Origin of the sequence: Endozoicomonas sp. ALC020 (genome assembly GCF_049275935.1) — a bacterium.
Taxonomy (GTDB): Bacteria; Pseudomonadota; Gammaproteobacteria; order Pseudomonadales; family Endozoicomonadaceae; genus Endozoicomonas_A.
The window spans coordinates 1,797,547-1,818,359 of the sequence record NZ_CP184830.1; the positions used below are offsets into that span (position 1 = coordinate 1,797,547).

A 20,813-nucleotide genomic window follows, 5' to 3' on the forward strand; every position below is an offset into this window, starting at 1 on the left:
AAATTAACGCTGCCAAGAATATCCTGGCGTCAAGACATGGCGTTTTATCTTGAATGATCATTCTTTTTTGAGTAATTTGCATTTTTCGAAATGCAAGAAGGAACTTTAGTTAATTAGTATTGTCAGAGACATTGAGATATTAAAGCTCATAGCCGTTTTCAAACACAATTACTTACGGACTTGTTTAAATATGAATATCCCAATGACTGACATACAGCAACCACGTCTGATTGATGTGAATGTTTCAATGACACTAGATGAGAGTGGTGCGATTTTTTTAGGTGTCACTGTCGCAATCATCGGCCCACAGTCACAAATGATTTCACAAGAATATAACCAGGCATCTGCTACTCCCATCGCGGATCGCATCATTGATGTGCCCTCTCTGGCATATGATGCTCATCGAAGCGACGGTGAGAATAATTTCGAAGCACAAAGAAGACCATCCCATGATGACCCGGATACCGAATCTCAACCGCGCAAAACGACGAAAAGTGATGCCATGGCTACCTCTACAGGCCGTGAGAAGCTTGAAGAGTTTGTGGATAGACTCGTATGGGTCATTACAAACGCTGATAGTACCGACGCTGATATTGCAGAAGCTAAAAGGTTGATATCCGAGTATGGAGCCGATGAAATTTCCAAGTGCACAAGATCATTTCATGTTATTAATAATCTTTACTACTCTGCAATTACTCCTTTTGCTCTTGCCTGCAGATTCGGAAAACTGGATTTAGTGAAGGCTTTGTATGTGAATCAGGAACAATTGGACCAGACATTTGAAGTAGTAAATGGAACTAATGGACGAACAGCACTCATGCTTGCAGTTATTGGTAGGTATCCAAATGTTGTGGAGCAATTATTAACGTGGGAAGCCAACACTCAAATTCTTGATGGAGCGGGCCATTGTGTTGACGTTCTTAATAGTGCGTTTAGTCACAAAGATAATGGCGCTTCATTCTCTGAAATCAAAAAATTACTCACAGACTATCGTAATGAAAGGAATCTACCACCTTTTAGAGAATCCGATGTTCAAATTTCCTTCCTTCCTGACTCTGGAGTAACAAACATTGATATAAATAATAATATACCTCCTTCTCATGCCCAGCTTATTATCAGAGCTATGTTAGAGAGATAATCATGGGTGTATAACCCATGACTTTTCTTGCATCTATTCCGGTTAACTCCTTAAATGCTTGAATGTAACAGCCCTTGCTATGAAAAGATTAACTCCTTAAGTCAAATCCATTGATCTGCCAAATCAAGCGAGCCTCAAATCACAGTCAGGTTTTAGTTTGTTAGATGCATGACACTGAGCCAAACTTATACCCTTCCAACAGATGGGAAATAGTTGTATGGGAACAGAGTTTCCAGCGTTAGAAGCACTTTTGGGGTGGCTGTTTTTTTCAGACCAATCTACCGTTGTGCTCATCCGAACATGGGTAGAGGCAGCACATAACCATGGGTTGATGGCTGAATACGTGGCTGACCACTTTTGTAAAGAAACAGCGATACAAATAATTATGAATTGGGTAGATCACTATTTTTGAGGTAGCACCTGAGACGCTTTTGAACTTAAAACGATTATTACGGTCAATAACAGTGAAATATCAAGAAAACCATTGAGGATATATCAATGCAACCCACTGGATCTGGATCAGATCTTCGCCTAATGCCAACCTTACGTCGATTTGACGAAACAGACACGGCTGCTCCCCCGGCAAAGAAATCATGCTTGCGGCAAGTTGAAGGAAACGCAGCAGCCGGGAAATCTCTGCCATCCAGTTGCAATAGTGGTTGTTTTGATGATACAGAGACGATACTTAACCATACAATGGTTCTTTTAAAAGCCAGAAAGACCAGGGTAGTTCCCGGAGAAAATTATTCAAACATCATAAAAAGCCTGTCATCTTTCAGCGACTTGATATCCTCTGAGCTTCTCCGTTTTACTCAGAGTAATGGGAACCCTTTTGCTAATGGACAAGAAGCGATGTATTCCCCTGAATCTCCGGATTCAGAAAGAGCAACAACTCCATCATCTCCAGGCACTGAATCCACTCCCGGTATCAAAACCTCAACAGCAGGCGTGGTTCACGGTACCGGTGTCATTGCTACCCGGAGCTTCAAAAAGGATGAGGAAGTATGTGACTACGAAGGACCATTGGTGTACAGAATCCGTAATTCTAATACCGGCAAATATCATGTCTTTACGATGAACACTGTGAACAGTAAGATCGAATTCCCGGAAAATGACTCCTTTGTCGTATGGTCGGGCGCGTCTATTGCAAAATCTGGCAGACCGGCCATTGAAATTGGTCGTGACGGTAAGAAGGATATCCGATTCCTTAATCACTCCAAGGATCCCAATATCGTTATACGCTATTCAGGCAGTATGACTGTAAAATGGGGGGATCAGGACAGTCTTCAACTGAGAGTGGTCACTACAAAAGATATTAAACCAGGAGAAGAACTTTTATTCGATTACGATAAAAATAAGGAAGACTCTGAAATAGACTTCAGCAAGTCAGATGTGGAAAAAACAACCGAAAAAAAAAGAAACAAGATAATCGACAGGGTTAAAAAGCTGAATCTAAAAGATTTACACACTGGGGAAAAAAGATCAGCAAAAACAATGAACAAAGAGATTATACTGCCAAAAGAACTTGCTGATGAAATTGATGAGATCATACAAACACTACACGAGATTCACAAAACAAATGATGCACCCGCAACTCTTAATGACATTGATACAGAATTAGCTCTCTCTCAGAAGATCCTTCTCAAAATCATTTTTTCTGATAAATCTTCAATTTTAAATGATCTGGCTTCACATCTATTTCCGGGGAAAACCGGACAACGAAAAAAAACTTTTATAGATAAATTAACGCCTAAAAGTATTGAAGAATTGAAAGAGCATTTAACGAATACAATTTTTAATGGAAAACAAACCTGGGTTACCGTTTCACAATTAAAATGGAGAAACTTCTTCTTATAGCAGAACAAAAAAACGGCAGTTGATATCAATCATCTGCCGTTTTTTCAAACACTTTTAAAAGCCATTCAGAGCAATGATTTCCCTGCTATTGCCAAGTACCTAACCAGTTGGTTTCGCATATTCTGGACTGCGGCTTTTTCCATCCTTCTGCGTTCCAACTCTGGTAGCGTAGCTATGGCTACGCGCCCGTCGTTGCGCCTTGAAGGATGAAAAAATCCACTCGCCAGAATATGCTAAACCAACTGGCCAGATACTTATCAGTCCAGAATCTCTTCAGCCGCAGCAACAATATTTTCTACAGTAAACCCGAAGTATGGGAAAAGGTCACCGGCCGGCGCAGACTCACCATAAGTGGTCATGCCGATTATCCGTCCGTCCAGGCCAACGTACTTGTACCAGAAGTCAGCTGCAGCGGCTTCAATCGCGATACGGGCAGGGACTTCCAGAGGCAGAACACTCTGCTTGTATTGCGCATCCTGAGCATCGAAGACGTCAGTAGATGGCATGGATACCACGCGAACCTTGCGACCCTCGGCAGTCAGGGCAGCTTCAGCGTTCATGGCCAGTTCCACTTCAGAACCGGTAGCGATCAGGATCAGTTCGGGAGTGCCTTCACAATCCTTCAGTACATAACCACCACGGGCAATGTCGGCCACCTGATCAGCTTCACGGTGCATACAGGGCAGACCCTGACGGGAGAGGATCAGTGCAGTGGGGCCATCTTCACGCTCAATCGCATGTTTCCAGGCCACCGCCGACTCAACGGTGTCACAGGGCCGCCAGGCATTCACGTCTGGTGTCATACGCAGGCTGGCAATCTGTTCTACCGGCTGGTGAGTAGGGCCGTCTTCACCCAGACCAATCGAGTCGTGAGTATAAACCAGAATAGCGCGCTGCTTCATCAGAGCGGCCATGCGCACAGCATTGCAGGCGTATTCCATAAAGACCAGGAAGGTGGCACCGTAAGGGATAAAACCGCCGTGCAGGGCAATACCATTCATCATCGCGGTCATGCCGAATTCACGCACACCATAGAACACATAGTTGCCGCTGGCATCAGCAGGTTTAACGCCTTTGGAACCGCTCCACAAGGTCAGGTTTGAGCCCGCCAGGTCAGCAGAACCACCCAGCAGTTCAGGCAACAAAGGACCAAAAGCATTCAGAGTATTCTGGGAAGCTTTACGACTGGCCACTTTCTCACCTTCTACCTGACAGGATTTAATGAAATCATCGGCCTTTGCAGAAAAGTCAGCAGGCAGTTGGCCTTTTTGACGACGAAGGTATTCAGCAGCCAGTTCCGGGTGAGCAGCCTGATAAGTAGCAAACTTTTCGTTCCATGCGCTTTCTTTGGCAGCACCGGCTTCTTTGGCATCCCATTGGCTGTAGATGTCGGACGGGATTTCGAAAGCAGGGTGTTCCCAACCCAGACGCTCGCGGGTCAGTTTGATCTCTTCGTCACCCAGAGGTGCACCGTGGCACTCTTCCTTGCCTTCCTTATTGGGAGAACCAAAACCGATGACAGTCTTGCAGCAGATCAGGGTAGGTTTGGTTTTTTCAGCTCGACCGGCCTCAATAGCAGCACGGATCGCTTCCGGATCGTGACCGTCAATATTTGGAACAACGTGCCAGTTGTAAGATTCGAAACGCTGAACGGTGTCGTCGGTGAACCAGCCTTCTACTTCGCCATCAATAGAGATGCCATTGTCGTCGTAGAAAACGATCAGTTTACCCAGCTCCAGAGTCCCTGCCAGCGAGCACACCTCGTGGGAGATACCTTCCATCATGCAGCCGTCGCCCATGAAGACATAGGTGTTGTGGTCAACAATTTCGTGACCTTCACGGTTGAACTGTGCAGCCAGGGTCTTTTCAGCAACAGCCATACCCACGGCATTAGCAATACCCTGCCCCAGAGGACCGGTAGTGGTCTCGATGCCCGGAGCGTAACCGTACTCAGGGTGGCCTGCGGTTTTGGAGTGCAACTGGCGGAAGCTCTTGAGGTCTTCAACAGACACATCGTAACCGCTCAGGTGCAGCAGAGAGTAAAGCAGCATGGAACCATGACCGTTGGACAGAACAAAACGGTCACGGTCAGCCCATTGGGGGTTAGCCGGGTTGTGATTCAGATAATCACGCCATAATACTTCAGCAATATCAGCCATACCCATTGGGGCACCGGGGTGTCCGGACTTGGCTTTCTGTACAGCGTCCATACTCAGGGCGCGGATGGCATTGGCTAGCTCACGACGTGAGGACATAGGAATCAGGGCTCCGAAGATCCAGTCTGTTTTAAAATTGGCGCTATTCTAATGCCTTCAGTCGGAAACTGAAATCGCTATATATGACTATCCTGAATCACCTGAACATTTTATTGATAGCTATTGCCTGTGAAAATATGGGGCGTCGGCAAGTCGAAAGTCAGTGATCAGGAAGACTCCCGTTCAGTGAATGACTGTCGTGTACGATTGGCATAGGCGACCAGCGATAACATCACTGGCACTTCCACCAACACACCCACAACCGTTGCCAGAGCGGCCCCGGAGTTCAGTCCAAAGAGACTGATGGCCACGGCAACAGCCAGTTCAAAAAAGTTGGAGGCTCCAATCATTGCACCGGGTGAGGCAATGTTATGGGGTTGCTTCCACTTCTTCATCCATAAATAGGTGATGGCAAAAATCAGATAGGTCTGGATGATCAGGGGTATGGCAATCAGGAAGATATTCAGGGGATGGGCAATAATCGTGTTGGCCTGGATCCCAAAAAGAAGAATGACCGTGCCAATTAATCCAATGATCGAAAAGGGCTTGGTGCCTGTCAAAAATCGACTCAGTGTTTGTTCGCTGCGAACAGCTTTACGGGTCAACCAGCCTGCAAGCACTGGAATCACCACAAACAGTCCTACGGACAGAAACAGGGTATTCCAGGGTACAAATACTTCTGTTACTCCCAGCAAAAAGGCGGCAAGAGGCGCAAACGCAATAAGCATAATCAGATCATTGATGGCGACCTGAACCAGAGTGTAGTTAGGATCTCCCCTGGTCAACTGACTCCAGACAAAAACCATGGCAGTACAGGGTGCGACACCCAGTAGAATCATACCGGCAATGTACTCTTTACCCAGCTCAGGATTGATCCAGTCGCCAAAAACATAGCGAATAAACAATACGGCCAGCAGTGCCATGGTGAAAGGCTTGATCAGCCAGTTAACAGTGACGGTAACGATCAGCCCTTTTGAACGACGACGAACGTTTTTAATGGCAGAAAAATCCACCTGCATCATCATTGGATAGATCATCAGCCAGATCAGTACAGCAATGACCAGATTAATGCTGGCGTATTGCCATCGACCCAGAACCTCAAAAAATTCTGGAAATTGCAGTCCACCAAAAAGCCCTGCAAAAATACCCAAAGCAACCCAGAGGCTGAGATAGCGTTCAAAAATACCCATAAGCTGACCTCATATTCTTAAATCGCCAGATGTCGCGGCAAAAGCTATTATCGGTGGACTGGGTGGAAAGTCTATCGGTTTCAGGGTTGCCTGGACCAGACGCGGATTTTATCGATTTCCTCTTTATCAATGCTCAGGGACTCCAGGAATTCCTGATGTGCCTGCGGCTCCATTTTTTCAAACTGCTGATGCCAGCTTTTCATATCCTCCTCGCTGAACCCGGCCGCTTTCATAATCTCTACCCAACGATCTTTGTTGACCATATTTTGCTCCAGTAATGAAGGTTGTTTAAGAAGCAACACGATAGCCTTTTGCTGTTGACGCAACTTCTGGATCTCGTGCTCAAGAGCCATCAGCTGGCCACGCAAAATGCGTTCCTGCTCCATTTCGTCTTCACCGTCGAGAAGCCGTACAATATTGCTGATCGGTATTCCGAAAGCACGATAAGCCATAATCGCTTCAAGGCGCTTGATTTCATGTTGCCCATACCATCGGTAGCCATTCCCGGATCGAGTGTGAGGCATTAACAGACCTTCACGCTCATAGTAGAGAATGGTAGTGCGAGATATATCGAACTTTCTGGCCAATTGGGTAACCGTAAGCATCTGGCCTCTCCGGTGAATACGCGGTCAATTCTCAGCCCTACACTAATAGACGAGTCAACGGAAAATCAAAGCAAATTCATCCGAGTCAACTAAGGTTATTGCTTGCATCCAATTTGCACACTCAATTTGCATTGTCGCGGTGATAAACCCACACGACAGGTCGACATAGGTTAAATCACCCCGTCCCGTATGAATATCTATATCAAAAAGTTTTGATATACCATGTACTGCTTGCTAGACTTCCGCCTTGGATAGACGGAATAGGATCTTCTGGCCGTCTGCGAGAAGTCAACGGTGCAGCGGTGAGGAGCCTTGCGTGTCGGAATCAGGATCAGTCGAACAGCTTGCCGCTCTGGGAAAAGCCTATGGCGACGTACTGAGGCTTGAAATCCTGAGAGTTCTGAGCACAGACTCTTTCGGGGTGCTTGAACTCAGCAGCCTCTTCGATATGCGTCAGCCTGCCATGAGCCACCATCTCAAGGTTCTCTCTCAGGCCGGACTTGTGAGTACCCGCAAGGAAGGTAATACCATTTTTTACCGTCGGGCGCTGCCCCCTCCGGAAGGAATCAGTAGTGATGTCATGCGTTCCCTTTTTTCAGCGGTCGACACTTTGTCGTTGTCGCCTTCCCTGACCGGTCGTCTATTAAAAGTCAGAGGCCAAAGGGCGGAGCAATCCATGGCGTTCTTTGCCCGTAATGTGGATCAGTTTCGTCAGCATCAGGAACTCATTGCTGATCATGATCTCTACGCCCGATGTGTGGCCGACGTTCTGGAAAAAACTGAACTGCCTGACCATCAGCGGGTGTTGGAGCTGGGACCGGGTGAGGGCGATTTTCTGGCAACGCTGAGTGAGAATTTTCAGCGGGTCTATGCTGTGGACAATTCCGCAGAAATGCTGGCCATCAGTCAACAGAGGGTAAAAGAGCGGGGTCTGAAAAACGTTGAGTGCATTCATGGGGAAATAGATACCCTGAATGCGCTGGAAGGTCAGTTTGACTGCATAGTGGCTAACATGGTGTTACACCATGTAGCCAGTCCTTCTGGTATTTTCACCCGCGTTTCAGAACTGTTGAAGCCCGGTGGCAGTATGCTGGTCAGTGAACTCAGCAGTCACAATCAGGATTGGGTGCGGGAATCCTGTGGCGATTTGTGGCTTGGATTCAGTGTTGAAGACCTTGACGGTTGGGCACTGGATGCAGGTCTGGCAATAGGTGAGTCCCAGTATCTGGGGCTGCGTAATGGTTTTCAGATTCAGGTCAGGCGGTTTTTTAAACCCTGGGCTGAATAGTTTCAAGAGGCGAAAGACGACTATGGCAGATTACACGCTATTCACTTCCGAGTCGGTTTCCGAAGGTCATCCGGACAAGATTGCCGACCAGATTTCCGACGCTATTCTGGACGCCATCCTCAAGGATGACCCGGAAGCCCGTGTCGCGGTTGAAACCATGGTAAAAACCGGCATGGTGATTGTAGCGGGTGAAGTGCGTACCGACACTTACGTTGATATCGAAGAACTGGTTCGTAAAGTGGTCACTGACATTGGTTACAACCATGGCGACCTCGGCTTTGACGGTGATTGTGTCGCCGTTCTGAATGCTATTGGCAAACAGTCTCCGGACATCGCTGTCGGTGTTGATGAAACAGATGGGCATGAACAGGGCGCGGGTGACCAGGGTCTGATGTTTGGTTACGCGACCAATGAAACACCGGTACTGATGCCTGCCCCTATCTACTACTCTCACGCATTGGTTAAGCGTCAGGCCGAGCTGCGTAAAAACGGTACCCTGCCCTGGTTGCGCCCGGATGCCAAAAGCCAGGTCACCATGCGTTACGACAGCGAAGGCAAAATACAAAGTGTGGACGCCGTGGTGTTGTCGACACAGCACCACCCTGACATCTCCCAGGAAGAGCTGCAGAAAGAAATTCTGGAAAAAGTCATCAAGCCGGTTATACCAGCGCAATGGCTCCATGAAGAGACCCGTTACCACATTAATCCAACCGGTATTTTCGTGATTGGAGGCCCGGTGGGTGATTGTGGTCTGACAGGGCGCAAAATCATTGTAGACACCTACGGTGGTATGGCTCGTCACGGTGGCGGTGCCTTCTCTGGCAAGGACCCGTCAAAGGTTGACCGCTCTGCTGCTTATGCAGGTCGTTACGTGGCCAAGAACGTTGTGGCTGCTGGCCTGGCTGACAAGTGCGAGATCCAGGTGTCTTATGCGATTGGTGTTGCGGAGCCCACATCTATCTCTATCGACACTTTCGGTACTGGCAAGATTGCTGATGCCAAAATTGAAGAGCTGGTTCGTGAGCATTTCGATCTGCGTCCTAAGGGTCTGATCGATATGCTGGACCTGAAGCGTCCAATTTATCGGGCTACTGCCGCATACGGTCACTTTGGTCGTGAAGAGGAAGAATTTTCCTGGGAGCGCACCGACAAGGCTGACGCACTGAGAGCTGCAGCAGGTCTGTAATCGATACATTTAATAAAATAATAAAAGGGTTGCTTTGTGCAGCCCTTTCAGCTTTTGTATAAATGCCGGTTCAGCAACTGATCACATATTCTATCCAATTCTGTTAAACCTTCCTTCCGAGTCTGTTGACCGACGATTTTACAATGAAATTTTTGTTGTCCCGCGTTAACTCCTGAAAGCCTGTTGATTTGGTTCATATCAGGCTAAAGGTACGTACCGGGCGCCATATTTTTGTGCTATTGTCCATGCCAATTCTACCCTTCAGTACTGTTGTCTCATCCAGACAGCAGTCGATCTTCATTGACCCCGTGCATAGGGAGAGACCCTGATGAACCTATTGAAAATGACCGACCTGGATCTGGCTGGCAAACGAGTCCTGATCCGTGAAGACCTCAACGTTCCGGTCAAAGATGGCAAAGTCACCAGCGATGCACGAATCCTTGCTTCTCTGCCCACCATTAAGCGCGCTCTGGAATCCGGTGCCAAAGTCATGGCAACCTCTCATCTGGGTCGTCCGACAGAAGGTGAATACGACGAACAGTTCTCCCTGAAGCCTGTTGCAGACTACATTGGCAACCTGCTAGGCAAAGAGGTTCGCCTGATCAAAGACTGGGTCGACGGTGGTTTTGACGTTGCCGAGGGTGAACTGGTCATTCTTGAGAACGTGCGTTTCAACAGGGGTGAAAAGAACGATGACGAAGCACTGTCTAAAAAAATGGCAGCCCTGTGCGATGTCTATGTAATGGATGCATTCGGTACCGCACACCGTGCTCAGGCATCCACTCACGGCGTGGGTAAATTTGCTGAAATTGCCTGTGCAGGCCCCCTGCTGGCGGGTGAACTGGATGCCCTGGGTAAAGCCTTGGGAAACCCTGAGCGTCCAATGTGTGCCATCGTGGGTGGCTCCAAAGTTTCCACCAAACTGACGGTACTGGAATCCCTATCTGACGTCTGCGACCAGCTGATCGTGGGCGGCGGTATTGCCAACACCTTTCTCGCTGCTGCCGGTCACAATGTCGGTAAATCCCTTTACGAAGAAGATCTGATCCCTAATGCCAGGGCACTGATGGAAAAGGTTAACGTACCTATGCCTGTAGATGTAATCTGCGGTAAGAAATTTGATGAAAATGAAACCGCTGTCGTTAAACAGGTATCACAAGTAGAAGACGACGACATGATCTTTGACGTAGGCCCCCAAACCCAGAAACTGTTCAATGAAATTCTGAAGTCCTCTAAAACCATTCTTTGGAACGGCCCTGTGGGTGTCTTTGAATTTGACCAGTTTGGTGAAGGCACTCGCTCCATGTCTCTGGCCATAGCCGAGTCTGACGCTTTCTCTATCGCCGGTGGAGGTGATACTCTGGCCGCAATCGACAAGTATGGAATTAAAGACCGAGTATCTTACATTTCTACGGGCGGCGGTGCCTTCCTGGAGTTTGTAGAAGGCAAGAAGCTCCCGGCTGTGGCGATGCTGGAAGAAGCCTGTCAGTAAAATAGAGAATAGCGCCCGTCTAGGCGACCCCGTCTAGGCGACCCCGTCTAGGCGACCCCGTCTAGGCGACCCCGTCTAGGCGACCCCGTAGCGAGGACGGCAGAAAATTGAGGACGAAAATTCGGTTTTGTGGGGAAAATAGCGAGCTATTTGACGAACAAAAGTGGATTTTCAGACCAATTTGCTGCCGCTGCATGGTCTCAGGAGCTAAAGCAATTGCCGCGTGGGGCAGTCTATTCTCGGTCAGCCTCCTGGAACCTAAACTAAGCTCTGTAACTCGCTCAATGGGTTGTGGAGAAAAATCTTGTTTCACTTTCGTTTTGTTAGACACCCAAAATCTTTCTCTAAATTGAAAGCCATTCCTGACCTGCCGATTCTGACTTTCATTTTTGGATGCCTGCTCACCATTACTCCCCTATCAGAGGCTGACACTATCAAGGTTGCTGTGGCAGCGAGCTTTCAACATGTTCTGGAAAGCCTGAAAGGGCAGTTCCAGTCACGGTATGGTCACACCCTGGAACTGTACTATGGCACTTCTCAAGACCTGAGGTACCGGGTCAGTGACAACACTCAGAAATTTGATCTGTTTCTATCTGCTGACAATTTAAAGACGGCAGAACTGGAACAAATGAATAAGATTCTAGCAAATTCCAGGAAGATCTATGCCCAGGGTTTGCTGGCATTCTGGCACGGTCAGCGGAGCCCGTTAAAACCCAACGACATAAAAACCTACCTTATAGATAACAACCCTCCAACAATTCACATTGCAGACCGGGAAGCTGCACCCTACCGGCACGCCGCTGTGTCCGTCCTTCAAAAATATTATCTTTACCGAATAATCAGAGATCAGGATAGGCTCTCTTACAATGACCATGTCAGGGAAACATGGACCAATATAAAAAATTCTTCCGATGCTGGTTTTGCGCCTTTTTCCCAGGTGAAAGAAGTCGACTTCAATAGCATTCTTTTCCCAGTGAGTGTAACTTTAGTCCCGCAGTCACTTTACACACCACTGCTTCAAGAGCTGGTCATCCTCAAGGCTACCGAGCATGAGGCCGCTGCCAAAACTCTGGTCGAATACCTTCTCTCCGATGAAACGCAGAGATTCATTGGGTACAATGGTTATCAAAGAGCAGCTGCCAAAAAACAGGATTTAAACCTTGTCCCCAGTCCCGCAGTGTCTCTCCACAAACGCGAGTCACGCTACCCCAAAGCTGCGCTGGTTATCGTCTGGTTAAATACAGCAATGTGGATGTTAAGCGGTGCATAGTTCGACCATGGGAATTATAATGAGGCACTTTTAATAGACATCGAGATGTGGCTGCTCAGATCAAAGTGCAATCAGTTCAATAGCCGTTATTGATGTGACAGTTAACGCGTGACCGTTAAAAGTCACTGTCAGATAGTTCCACATCAGGTTATTTGCACTTTCGTTTTATATAGCAGAAAGCATTCAGGGAATATGTATGCAGAATCAAGAGTGCTTGCAAGAGGGATGGTACCTGCTTAAAACCAGGCCTCGTCAAGAGCAGAGAGCCCAGGAAAACCTTGAAACCCAAGGATTTGATGCATACTGCCCGATGGTAAAGGTTCGAATCAGGGGCCTTTTGAAGGAAGAGGTTCTCTTTCCCGGTTATGTATTTCTTTACCTGGACCTCAAGGATCTGGATCGTTTCCACAAGATACGTTCCACCCGAGGCGTCTGCGAGATCATCTCTTTTAACCGGATTACCCGCCAGCTCCATAAAGATGGTCGCCTGAGCAAAAGTCAGGAGCAGGATGTGCAAGTCCTGCTGCCAAAACCTATCCCAAATGGCCATGAAGTGATCAAGGATATCCGGTTAATTGTCGAAACGCTTAATAGTCATGCAGAAAGTGAAGGTACGGGCTCAGGCAGAGGGGTCAGCTTTAAAAAAGGTGACAAAGTCATTATGAATCATCCTCTCTATCAAAAACTGGAGATGACGTTTATAAATAACGTCGGGTCTGCTCGGGGTATGATTCTGGTGCAATACATCAAAATGCAGCGAAATACACAAGGCGATACCGTCTGTGAAGTCGTTTCCGAGAAGCAAATAGAAGTCAGGCTAGAGGATCTGGAAAAAGCCTGATGAAAGGTGCAACCCGTTCAGGATTAACGACAGCCCTGAGCCCAACATAGGAACAGAGCACCCTATGCTGAATCCTGAAAACCTTAAGGAACAGATCAAACCTCTGGTTTTTCCTCTGGGAGCCCGGGATTCAATCGCTGGCCAGAATCCGGACATCAAAGCATACCTTGATTTCTATGGTATCAATTTTGAAACCGGATCAGCGGATGTTCGTCACTTTATGGGGACAATCGACAGCTGCAACTACAAGCTGGCCTGCCATTTGTTTGAGAAGTGCGATGCCAGAGGCACTTTTTTTCTTCTTCATGGTTACTACGACCATGTTGGACTCTTCGCCCGAATCATCCGCTTCCTCCTTGAACAGGGCTTCAATGTTCTGGCCTATGACCTGCCCGGTCATGGGCTCTCCAGCGGCAAGCCCGCCACTATCCCGGATTTTTCTGTTTACACTCTGATTCTTGAAGACATACTGACACATTGTGAAGGTCACCTGCCCAAACCCTGGCATGCTTTTGGCCAGAGTACAGGGTGCGCGATCCTGACAGACTGCCTGATTAACCGCGAGGCCCATCACAAGGCCAGTCCCTTCGAACAGGTCATTTTATCCGCTCCTTTGGTCAGGCCCTGGAATTGGACACTGGGACGATTGCAGCTGCAGCTGGCGAAATTGTTCATTACCCAGTTGCCCCGGACTTACACCCGAAATTCCAGAAAAAAATCGTTTCTAGAGCTGTCCCACAACGATCCTCTGTCCGCCACCATTCTGCCCATACAATGGGTACTGGCGATGGATCGCTGGATCAGGCGCATTGAATCCAGCAAGATAAAATCATCGGTCAGCCCGCTTATTCTGCAGGGTACATTCGACCGTACGGTCGATGCCAAACACAATATTCCTGTACTTGAGAAGCTCTATACCCAGCCCAGTGTCTACTATTTAGAAGATGCCCGACACCACTTGCCCAATGAGCTGGACGAAACCATTGATGATTATCTCAGCTGGTTGACCAGCAAGCTGAATGCCCAGTCAGCCTGAGGTCAGTTTTGCTGTCAGTCCCAAAGTTTTAAAACTTGCCATATAGTCATTGAGATAAAAATTTTGCATATATCATCAACCTAAAGGTGGCAACGATGGCTCAGGGTACTGTCTTTGTTAACAACCGGACACAGGCTGTTCGACTCCCCGCAGAAACCCAATTTCCTGATGGCGTCAAAAAAGTCAGCGTCAGGGTTCGTGGCAATGATCGAATTCTCTCTCCTTTGGGAAAGACCTGGGACTCATTCTTTAATGCAGACCCTGCAGAAGGCGTCACCGATGAGTTTATGGCTGAACGAGCCTCTCAGGATCAGAGAGGTCGAGAGGAATTCTGATGTTGAAGTTCTTACTTGATACTGATATCTCGATTTACGTGATAAAACGCAGGCCAGCGGAACTGCAATCTGTTTTCAATGCTTATGATGGACAGATTGCTATAAGCTCCATCACATTGTCAGAGCTACTTCACGGTGTAGAAAAAAGCGCCAATCCGAAAAGAAACAGGGATAACGTCGAGAGCTTTGTCAGCAGGCTGGAGGTCCTGGAATATACCCCTAAGGCATCTGCTCACTTCGGCAATACACGTGCAAACCTTGAAAGAGAGGGATTGGTGATAGATGTTAATGATATGCATATAGCCGCTCATGCACGCAGTGAAGGGTTGATTGCTGTAACCAATAATGTAAGAGAGTTTGATCGCGTAGAAGGGCTACGGGTCGAGAACTGGCTTGAGCAAAGAGGGCAATAAAAGACAAACGAAGCTCAAAACGGCCAGCTAGCTGGAGATAGACAGGATCTGACACTGCCTTCTTCAATACGGAGGCTTACCCGTTTAAGTTAGAAGCACCGGCAACCAAAATAAACGAAGGTAATCCTCAGTGAAGCAGACTAATAAACGACACAGGGTTTATTATTTTAGTGCCTTAGTTTTAATTCAGTAATGATTTCTTTTTGATACGTCTTCGGTTGCATACTCAATAAACTCCCACTCCATACCATTACCGTCGCAATAGTAATGACGTCTGCGGAAATCGCCTTCCTCCTGAAAGTCCGGAATCAACTTATAACCTTCTTCCTTAAGTCTTTGATCCAGCTCATCAAGCTGTTTAACCACAAAGCCAATATGATTAACGCCAAAGTGACTGTAGTCTGGTTTACTCGCTTTACCTTCAGGGTATTCATTCAGCGCCATATAAGTTGTGTCATTGCCAAAATGTACCCAGCGGCGGCCACGGAACTCTCCTCCACCTCTTATCCGAAAATCAGGAAAAGCCGCACCCAAAATACGAGTGGCTTCATCAATTGAGGGGACGGTGATATTGGCATGTTCAAGATAGGCGTTCATAACCCTCTCCAGATATGTAAAGTTTTTTATTTACATATTCAGGCTATGGCAACGGTTTTAATTTGTAAAGTTTTTTATTTACTAACTAAGTCCCCCCTCATATACTGAGGCCATGAAAAGTGAAAAAGCCCAAAACAAAATCCTCCAGCTCCTGAAGAAGGAAGGTGCAAAAACTGCCGTGGAACTGGGCAAGACACTCGACATCACCAGCATGGGTGCCAGACAACATCTCGAAAGAATGGAGAAAGAAGGCCTGGTATCCAGTGAGGAAGTCTGTAAAGGAGTCGGTCGCCCCAAGAAGCTCTGGCGGCTGACGGAAAAGTCGCAGTCACACTTTCCTGATCGTCATGATCAGCTTACGGTAGACATGCTGATTTCCATCAAGAATGTATTTGGTGAACAGGGCTTGGATGAACTGATAGAACATCGCTCGAAAGAAACAGGCCGACAATATCATGAGGCACTCGATAGCCATAAAGATCTGGAAGGCAAAATAAAAGCGCTGGCCAAGGTCCGCTCCAGGGAAGGATACATGGCAGATTACGAAGCCACCGATGTGGGGTTTATCTTCTATGAAAACCATTGCCCGATCTGCTCAGCAGCCAAGGCCTGTCAGGGGTTCTGCCAGTCAGAATTAAAAGTGTTTGCAGAACTTTTTGAGGGGATGGCAAGGGTTGAGCGCCTGGAACATATACTCCGGGGCGCCCGAAGGTGTGCTTACTCGATTACTTTGATTTCCTGAACAGACTGATCAGACAAAGCATATAAGCCGCAATATAAACGCCAAAGATAAACGTCATCCAGTGAGCCATATTCATTCCCAGGAATAGCCAGCCATCCTGCCCGCAGAAACCGGACGGCAGGAACATTTGAGGCCACCAATCATAAAGCGGCAGATCGAATGGGAAGCTAGGCAGAGCCTTGCAGGTCATGAACAAGTCTGCAGACGTGTAGTAGCCCAGCATTTTGATCGAAGCATCCAACCCATAGGCAGCACCGGCAATCCAGATGATGTATCCGAGACCTCTTGCCAGTTTGTTTCGTGGCGCCACCAGCAGGATCAGGGCTGCTAGGCCAATCAGCAATACAGCCAGACGCTGATAAACACAAAGTTCACAGGGGTCCAGATACATGACGTACTGAAAATAAAGGGCTACAGACTCCAGAAAAACAACCGTCAGCAGCATGATCAGCCAGGTGGTTCTGGCATTCTGCCAGTCACGGATAGCCCCAAGAGGATCCGTTCTGAAATCAGTCCAGAGATGAGAGAGTTTCGTCAAAACAGCGCTTCTCCAAAAGCCTGTATATTGTTCTGAGTAGGTTGGAGACTCAACTTGGAGTCCGACAGCTAAAGATACTGCATGCCCCTGTTGAGTGTAAGACACATTACAAGAAACTGACGGGATCAATTGTTTCCATAGGAGCTGTTTATCGACATTTTCAGAAGACTTCAAAGCAATTAAGAAATTCTCTCCCGACTTCTGATTTACAGTCTAAAACATATCCAGAGAATCAACTCAACATATGCTCTATACGAGACGCTGTTATGAGAATCCATACAGTCATTGATGAAACGCTCATGCGTGATGCCCTTGAAATAACCGGGTTAAAAACGAAGCGTGAGGCTATTGAAAAAGGACTCAGGCTTTTGATCAAGCTGAGCAGGCAAGAATTGATCAGACAATATCGTGGAAAGCTCAACTGGGAAGGCGATCTGGATTGCCTGAGAGTTGACGATGACTAACCCTGGAAACCGGGCCTGCGGCCCGGCTACATCAAACTCAGTAAAGAACCCGGCAACGAATGGTGCCGTCGATTTCTTTCAGCTTCTCCAGCGCAATGTCACTGTGATCGGCATCTACGTCAATGACCACATAACCCACGGATTCATTGGTTTGCAGGAACTGACCGCTGATATTGATATTGTTCAGGGAGAAAACCTTGTTGATGGCTACCAGAACTCCGGGGATATTCTTGTGAATATGCAGGATACGATGCTTGTCCGGATGCCCAGGCAATGAGACTTCAGGGAAGTTAACAGACGACAATGTTGTACCATTATCACTGTACATAACAAACTTCTCGGAGACTTCACGACCAATATTTTCCTGCGCTTCCTGAGTACTGCCACCCACGTGAGGTGTCAAAATGACGTTATCCAGTCCACGCAGAGGGCTGACAAACTCATCACTGTTAGAACGTGGTTCTTCCGGGAAAACATCGATTGCAGCCCCCAGCAACTTGCCCGTTTCAATCGCCGAAGCCAGGGACTGAATGTCGACAACAGTTCCGCGAGAAGCATTGATCAGAATACTGCCTTCCTTCATAGCCGCAAACTGCTCTTCGCCAAACATCCATTGAGTGGCGGGTGTTTCAGGAACGTGCAGGCTGACAACATCAGACATGGACAGCAGATCATTGAGACTGCCGACCTGACTGGCATTACCGATGGAGAGCTTGGTCACCACATCGTAGTAATAAACGTCCATGCCCATAGATTCAGCCAAAACACTTAGTTGGCTTCCGATACTGCCGTAGCCAATAATACCCAGCTTTTTACCGCGAATTTCATAGGAATTGGCGGCACTCTTCTGCCAGCCACCCCGGTGAGCAACGGCATTCTTTTCAGGCACACCCCGCAACAGAAGAATGGCCTCAGCCAGAACCAGCTCAGCAACAGAGCGAGTGTTGGAATAAGGTGCATTAAAGACCGGGATTCCCCGTGACGTAGCAGCATCCAGCTCTACCTGGTTGGTACCGATGCAGAAACAACCAACAGCGATCAGCTTCTGGGCTGCAGCAAAGACGTCTTCACTCAGCTGGGTTCGGGATCGAATGCCTACAAAGTGCGCTTCGGAAATCCGCTGCTTCAGCTCATCGTCTGGTAAGGACTTGGAAACATAATCAATATTGGTGTAGCCGGAAGCTTCAAGCACTTCCACAGCAGACTGATGAACCCCCTCCAGAAGAAGGAATCGAATCTTACTCTTGTCCAGGGAAATAGAGGGCATAACAATAGCTCGGATGTCTTTTAATCTACCTTGAAAAGTACTTCAGCCAGATTGAGTGGGAAATACTGTCAATGGCTGAATACAACCCGAGTCATCTGGTTTCAGAACCGACCGGGGTGTGGATAATAGCATAAAAAAGAGAAAAACCCTTACCTTGAGTGTATGAATCAGATGTTCCTTGTCCAATCACCACTGCAGGACTTAAACCTCGCGTGCAGAGCAGTTATTATGTGTTTTCTGTTTCAGACACCTATGCTTGATAGCGTAGTCAGAATCTGTCTGATGGCCTGAGACAATGCAGGATGTTGTTCGGAAAACTTGATCGCTTCCTGCTCGAGCTGTTCGTTGTAGTCCTGCAGAGGAATATCGCCCTCTGCCTGAGCCAGAGCCAGCTGCAGTTCATCGGTAATTTGCTTGAGAGCCCCTGCAGTACATTCGTCCACAGGCTGTCCTTCAAGCAGGTCATGCAGATTCTGGATATTCAGGTGGAGTTCTTCAGACATGACGTGCTCCTGTGATCAGGTTAATCTGGAAAACACAATATTTGTACTGTGAATGATAGCTTCAGCAGTCGTACCCGGCTGATAAATACTAGCGATGTGCCAGGCCATGAGCAAAATAAAAACACAAGAACAAACAAGCAAGAAGGACGCCCTATGAAGTACAGGCATCACTGGCTAAGTGGCGACCGCATTGATCTGCCGGCCGGCAAAGTGGTGTGTGTCGGCCGAAATTATGCCGAGCACATTCGGGAGTTGAACAATCCGCTGCCCGACGATCCCGTGTTGTTTATCAAACCTTCAACATCACTGACAGCTCTGGAAATACCCTTTGCCATTCCCGTCGATCGCGGTGAAGTTCACCACGAAACAGAAATAGCAATTCTGATGGACACCCGACTCCAGAATGCCAGCGAGAATGAGAGCATTGATGCCATCAAGGCAATAGGGCTGGCATTGGATCTGACACTCCGGGATGTTCAGTCCCGGCTAAAAGAAAAAGGACTGCCATGGGAAGTGGCCAAAGCCTTTGATGGCAGCTGCCCCGTTTCAGGGTTTATTGCCAAAGAGCACCTGCCCGATCTCGATAACATTCACTTCAGCCTTAAAATTAATGGGCAGACACGTCAGGAAGACACTTCAGCCCATATGCTGACCTCAATTCCGGGGCTGATCAGCTACATAAGCCGTCACTTCACACTGGAACCCGGCGATATTGTCCTCACTGGCACTCCGGCCGGCGTTGGTCCTCTGAAGCAGGGAGATCGGCTGGAATTAGCTATTACTGACCGCTTTAGTCTGGCAACATCCTGCATCTGATCCTAAAGAACCCGGCACTTCTTCAGATATTGACTGTAGAGAAATCAGGCCACAGGCAAAGGAAAGCCAGTGTCAGTCAGGGAAACCTACAGCCTCCATATTCTGGTGGTGGAAGATAGCCAGGTAAACCAGATGGTGGTCAAAAAGCTGCTTGAAAAATTGGGCTGCAGCTGCAAAGTGGCCCAGAATGGTCAGGAAGCACTGGACATTCTTGAGACTTCAGAGGCCTTCAACCTGATTCTCATGGATTGCATGATGCCCATCATGGGTGGTCTGGAAGCCACTGAAAAAATCAGAGCCTCCGGGCAACACTATGCCGGAATACCGGTTATCGCTTTCACAGCCAACACCTCGGAATCGGATAAGATTGCCTGTAAGTCTGCCGGTATGGACGATTTTCTGGACAAACCTGTTTCACTTGCATCTTTATCAGAAAAGCTGGTTCTTTGGACCCAAGACTGAAACTGCCTCAAATCCTAAGGGCTTTTGGCGCTCTGGATTCGAGACGTTCTGCCCTGTGTATCAATGGCTACAAAAACCATATTGGCTTCAGTCAGCTTGGCGCGACCGTGTTTATCTTCCACCCAGGCTTCAACGACCACCCGAATTGACGTTTTGCCGACCTCTGTCACCCGGGTGAACAGCGCAAGAATATCGCCCATTTTAACTGAGCGCATAAAACTCATACTGCCGATACTAACGGTGACAACACGTCCTGTGGCAATCTTTCTGGCCATGATTGCGCCAGCCTGATCAATCTGCATGGCCACCCAGCCACCAAAGACATCGCCTGTCGTATTAACAGATTGGTAGTCTGCCAGCACTTTCAGCGTCAGTTCTCCCTGAGGTCCGGGAGCAAGATCATTATTCAGTTCCATATTGCTCTCTAGCACTTGATGTTTTTATTTTTTTGGCGCAACCGACTCTGAAAATCCTTATATATAATGTCAGTTGTTTCTTGCGCCCGCGATCTTCCTGAT

Annotated in this window: 22 protein-coding genes; 14 read left to right on the forward strand and 8 right to left on the reverse strand. The window is 47.7% G+C overall.

Annotated features, from left to right (window positions below; genetic code table 11):
• Positions 1 to 202: 202 nt before the first annotated feature.
• Both ACOJUO_RS06010 and ACOJUO_RS06015 read left to right on the forward strand, forming a co-directional pair.
• On the forward strand, positions 203 to 1,138 hold the full coding sequence (locus tag ACOJUO_RS06010) for an ankyrin repeat domain-containing protein (RefSeq protein WP_422139238.1): 936 nt from the start codon (positions 203 to 205) through the stop codon (positions 1,136 to 1,138).
• Positions 1,139 to 1,636: 498 nt separating this feature from the next.
• Positions 1,637 to 2,995 (forward strand): SET domain-containing protein, encoded by a 1,359-nt coding sequence (locus ACOJUO_RS06015; RefSeq protein ID WP_422139239.1) that lies wholly within the window; start codon positions 1,637 to 1,639, stop codon positions 2,993 to 2,995.
• Positions 2,996 to 3,252: 257 nt separating this feature from the next.
• Here ACOJUO_RS06015 and tkt read toward each other — a convergent pair whose 3' ends face one another.
• The 3 genes from tkt to ACOJUO_RS06030 all read right to left on the reverse strand — a co-directional run bounded on the left by tkt (position 3,253) and on the right by ACOJUO_RS06030 (position 7,045).
• Positions 3,253 to 5,250, reverse strand: coding sequence for a transketolase (gene tkt / locus ACOJUO_RS06020; RefSeq protein WP_422139240.1), 1,998 nt, complete (start codon positions 5,248 to 5,250; stop codon positions 3,253 to 3,255).
• Between the two features lie 167 nt (positions 5,251 to 5,417).
• Positions 5,418 to 6,440, reverse strand: coding sequence for an ACR3 family arsenite efflux transporter (gene arsB / locus ACOJUO_RS06025; protein WP_422135827.1), 1,023 nt, complete (start codon positions 6,438 to 6,440; stop codon positions 5,418 to 5,420).
• An 80-nt stretch (positions 6,441 to 6,520) separates the two neighbouring features.
• The gene (locus tag ACOJUO_RS06030) at positions 6,521 to 7,045 is read right to left on the reverse strand and encodes a MerR family transcriptional regulator (RefSeq protein WP_422135828.1); all 525 of its coding nucleotides are present in this window, start codon (positions 7,043 to 7,045) and stop codon (positions 6,521 to 6,523) included.
• A gap of 316 nt (positions 7,046 to 7,361) precedes the next feature.
• On the opposite strand from ACOJUO_RS06030, the gene ACOJUO_RS06035 reads away from it, so the two are divergent.
• The 8 genes from ACOJUO_RS06035 (at position 7,362) to vapC (ending at position 14,906) form a co-directional block, all read left to right on the forward strand.
• Positions 7,362 to 8,333 carry an ArsR/SmtB family transcription factor gene (locus tag ACOJUO_RS06035; protein WP_422135829.1) on the forward strand — a complete coding sequence of 324 codons (972 nt, stop codon included), beginning with the start codon at positions 7,362 to 7,364 and terminating at the stop codon, positions 8,331 to 8,333.
• A gap of 22 nt (positions 8,334 to 8,355) precedes the next feature.
• Positions 8,356 to 9,519 (forward strand): methionine adenosyltransferase, encoded by a 1,164-nt coding sequence (gene metK, locus ACOJUO_RS06040; RefSeq protein WP_422135830.1) that lies wholly within the window; start codon positions 8,356 to 8,358, stop codon positions 9,517 to 9,519.
• Between the two features lie 328 nt (positions 9,520 to 9,847).
• Positions 9,848 to 11,011 carry a phosphoglycerate kinase gene (locus ACOJUO_RS06045; RefSeq protein ID WP_422135831.1) on the forward strand — a complete coding sequence of 388 codons (1,164 nt, stop codon included), beginning with the start codon at positions 9,848 to 9,850 and terminating at the stop codon, positions 11,009 to 11,011.
• Positions 11,012 to 11,315: 304 nt separating this feature from the next.
• Positions 11,316 to 12,281 carry a molybdate ABC transporter substrate-binding protein gene (gene modA / locus ACOJUO_RS06050; protein WP_422135832.1) on the forward strand — a complete coding sequence of 322 codons (966 nt, stop codon included), beginning with the start codon at positions 11,316 to 11,318 and terminating at the stop codon, positions 12,279 to 12,281.
• Between the two features lie 196 nt (positions 12,282 to 12,477).
• Positions 12,478 to 13,122, forward strand: a complete 645-nt coding sequence (locus tag ACOJUO_RS06055; protein WP_422135833.1) for a transcription termination/antitermination NusG family protein — start codon at positions 12,478 to 12,480, stop codon at positions 13,120 to 13,122.
• A 64-nt stretch (positions 13,123 to 13,186) separates the two neighbouring features.
• Positions 13,187 to 14,158, forward strand: a complete 972-nt coding sequence (locus tag ACOJUO_RS06060) for an alpha/beta hydrolase (RefSeq protein ID WP_422139241.1) — start codon at positions 13,187 to 13,189, stop codon at positions 14,156 to 14,158.
• Between the two features lie 95 nt (positions 14,159 to 14,253).
• A complete protein-coding gene (gene vapB / locus ACOJUO_RS06065) occupies positions 14,254 to 14,493 on the forward strand; it encodes a type II toxin-antitoxin system VapB family antitoxin (protein ID WP_422135835.1) in 240 nt (79 codons plus the stop codon).
• Positions 14,493 to 14,906 carry a type II toxin-antitoxin system tRNA(fMet)-specific endonuclease VapC gene (vapC, locus tag ACOJUO_RS06070; RefSeq protein WP_422135836.1) on the forward strand — a complete coding sequence of 138 codons (414 nt, stop codon included), beginning with the start codon at positions 14,493 to 14,495 and terminating at the stop codon, positions 14,904 to 14,906. Before vapB ends, vapC begins: the two co-directional genes overlap by 1 nt.
• A gap of 186 nt (positions 14,907 to 15,092) precedes the next feature.
• Here vapC and ACOJUO_RS06075 read toward each other — a convergent pair whose 3' ends face one another.
• Positions 15,093 to 15,503, reverse strand: a complete 411-nt coding sequence (locus ACOJUO_RS06075; RefSeq protein ID WP_422135837.1) for a VOC family protein — start codon at positions 15,501 to 15,503, stop codon at positions 15,093 to 15,095.
• A 112-nt stretch (positions 15,504 to 15,615) separates the two neighbouring features.
• Here ACOJUO_RS06075 and ACOJUO_RS06080 point away from each other — a divergent pair, with 112 nt between their 5' ends.
• Entirely contained in the window at positions 15,616 to 16,245 is a 630-nt protein-coding gene (locus ACOJUO_RS06080; RefSeq protein WP_422139242.1) for a helix-turn-helix transcriptional regulator, read from the forward strand.
• On the opposite strand, the gene dsbB is transcribed toward ACOJUO_RS06080, so the two are convergent.
• Positions 16,229 to 16,783, reverse strand: coding sequence for a disulfide bond formation protein DsbB (dsbB, locus tag ACOJUO_RS06085; RefSeq protein ID WP_422139243.1), 555 nt, complete (start codon positions 16,781 to 16,783; stop codon positions 16,229 to 16,231). The genes ACOJUO_RS06080 and dsbB overlap by 17 nt on opposite strands.
• A 266-nt stretch (positions 16,784 to 17,049) precedes the next feature.
• Here dsbB and ACOJUO_RS06090 point away from each other — a divergent pair, with 266 nt between their 5' ends.
• Complete coding sequence (locus tag ACOJUO_RS06090; RefSeq protein ID WP_422139244.1) at positions 17,050 to 17,247, forward strand: type II toxin-antitoxin system VapB family antitoxin; 198 nt, start codon at positions 17,050 to 17,052, stop codon at positions 17,245 to 17,247.
• 37 nt (positions 17,248 to 17,284) lie between these two features.
• Here ACOJUO_RS06090 and serA read toward each other — a convergent pair whose 3' ends face one another.
• Together serA and ACOJUO_RS06100 are read right to left on the reverse strand one after the other, a co-directional pair.
• Positions 17,285 to 18,514 (reverse strand): phosphoglycerate dehydrogenase, encoded by a 1,230-nt coding sequence (gene serA / locus ACOJUO_RS06095; protein ID WP_422135841.1) that lies wholly within the window; start codon positions 18,512 to 18,514, stop codon positions 17,285 to 17,287.
• Between the two features lie 242 nt (positions 18,515 to 18,756).
• Positions 18,757 to 19,017 carry a DUF4404 family protein gene (locus ACOJUO_RS06100; RefSeq protein WP_317144543.1) on the reverse strand — a complete coding sequence of 87 codons (261 nt, stop codon included), beginning with the start codon at positions 19,015 to 19,017 and terminating at the stop codon, positions 18,757 to 18,759.
• Positions 19,018 to 19,170: 153 nt separating this feature from the next.
• On the opposite strand from ACOJUO_RS06100, the gene ACOJUO_RS06105 reads away from it, so the two are divergent.
• Positions 19,171 to 19,833 (forward strand): fumarylacetoacetate hydrolase family protein, encoded by a 663-nt coding sequence (locus ACOJUO_RS06105; protein ID WP_422135842.1) that lies wholly within the window; start codon positions 19,171 to 19,173, stop codon positions 19,831 to 19,833.
• Between the two features lie 69 nt (positions 19,834 to 19,902).
• On the forward strand, positions 19,903 to 20,295 hold the full coding sequence (locus tag ACOJUO_RS06110; RefSeq protein WP_422139245.1) for a response regulator: 393 nt from the start codon (positions 19,903 to 19,905) through the stop codon (positions 20,293 to 20,295).
• Between the two features lie 14 nt (positions 20,296 to 20,309).
• Here the strand turns inward: ACOJUO_RS06110 and ACOJUO_RS06115 are convergent, their stop codons facing one another.
• On the reverse strand, positions 20,310 to 20,711 hold the full coding sequence (locus tag ACOJUO_RS06115; RefSeq protein ID WP_422135844.1) for an acyl-CoA thioesterase: 402 nt from the start codon (positions 20,709 to 20,711) through the stop codon (positions 20,310 to 20,312).
• Between the last annotated feature and the right edge of the window lie 102 nt (positions 20,712 to 20,813).

Bases quoted from the DNA above. Each gene is read 5' to 3' on its own strand.
- ACOJUO_RS06010 (WP_422139238.1), top strand. From the start codon at position 203: ATGACTGACATACAGCAACCACGTCTGATTGATGTGAATGTTTCAATG.
- ACOJUO_RS06015 (WP_422139239.1), top strand. From the start codon at position 1,637: ATGCAACCCACTGGATCTGGATCAGATCTTCGCCTAATGCCAACCTTA.
- tkt (WP_422139240.1), bottom strand. From the start codon at position 5,250: ATGTCCTCACGTCGTGAGCTAGCCAATGCCATCCGCGCCCTGAGTATG.
- arsB (WP_422135827.1), bottom strand. From the start codon at position 6,440: ATGGGTATTTTTGAACGCTATCTCAGCCTCTGGGTTGCTTTGGGTATT.
- ACOJUO_RS06030 (WP_422135828.1), bottom strand. From the start codon at position 7,045: ATGCTTACGGTTACCCAATTGGCCAGAAAGTTCGATATATCTCGCACT.
- metK (WP_422135830.1), top strand. From the start codon at position 8,356: ATGGCAGATTACACGCTATTCACTTCCGAGTCGGTTTCCGAAGGTCAT.
- ACOJUO_RS06045 (WP_422135831.1), top strand. From the start codon at position 9,848: ATGAACCTATTGAAAATGACCGACCTGGATCTGGCTGGCAAACGAGTC.
- ACOJUO_RS06055 (WP_422135833.1), top strand. From the start codon at position 12,478: ATGCAGAATCAAGAGTGCTTGCAAGAGGGATGGTACCTGCTTAAAACC.
- ACOJUO_RS06060 (WP_422139241.1), top strand. From the start codon at position 13,187: ATGCTGAATCCTGAAAACCTTAAGGAACAGATCAAACCTCTGGTTTTT.
- vapB (WP_422135835.1), top strand. From the start codon at position 14,254: ATGGCTCAGGGTACTGTCTTTGTTAACAACCGGACACAGGCTGTTCGA.
- vapC (WP_422135836.1), top strand. From the start codon at position 14,493: ATGTTGAAGTTCTTACTTGATACTGATATCTCGATTTACGTGATAAAA.
- ACOJUO_RS06075 (WP_422135837.1), bottom strand. From the start codon at position 15,503: ATGAACGCCTATCTTGAACATGCCAATATCACCGTCCCCTCAATTGAT.
- ACOJUO_RS06080 (WP_422139242.1), top strand. From the start codon at position 15,616: ATGAAAAGTGAAAAAGCCCAAAACAAAATCCTCCAGCTCCTGAAGAAG.
- ACOJUO_RS06090 (WP_422139244.1), top strand. From the start codon at position 17,050: ATGAGAATCCATACAGTCATTGATGAAACGCTCATGCGTGATGCCCTT.
- serA (WP_422135841.1), bottom strand. From the start codon at position 18,514: ATGCCCTCTATTTCCCTGGACAAGAGTAAGATTCGATTCCTTCTTCTG.
- ACOJUO_RS06100 (WP_317144543.1), bottom strand. From the start codon at position 19,017: ATGTCTGAAGAACTCCACCTGAATATCCAGAATCTGCATGACCTGCTT.
- ACOJUO_RS06105 (WP_422135842.1), top strand. From the start codon at position 19,171: ATGAAGTACAGGCATCACTGGCTAAGTGGCGACCGCATTGATCTGCCG.
- ACOJUO_RS06115 (WP_422135844.1), bottom strand. From the start codon at position 20,711: ATGGAACTGAATAATGATCTTGCTCCCGGACCTCAGGGAGAACTGACG.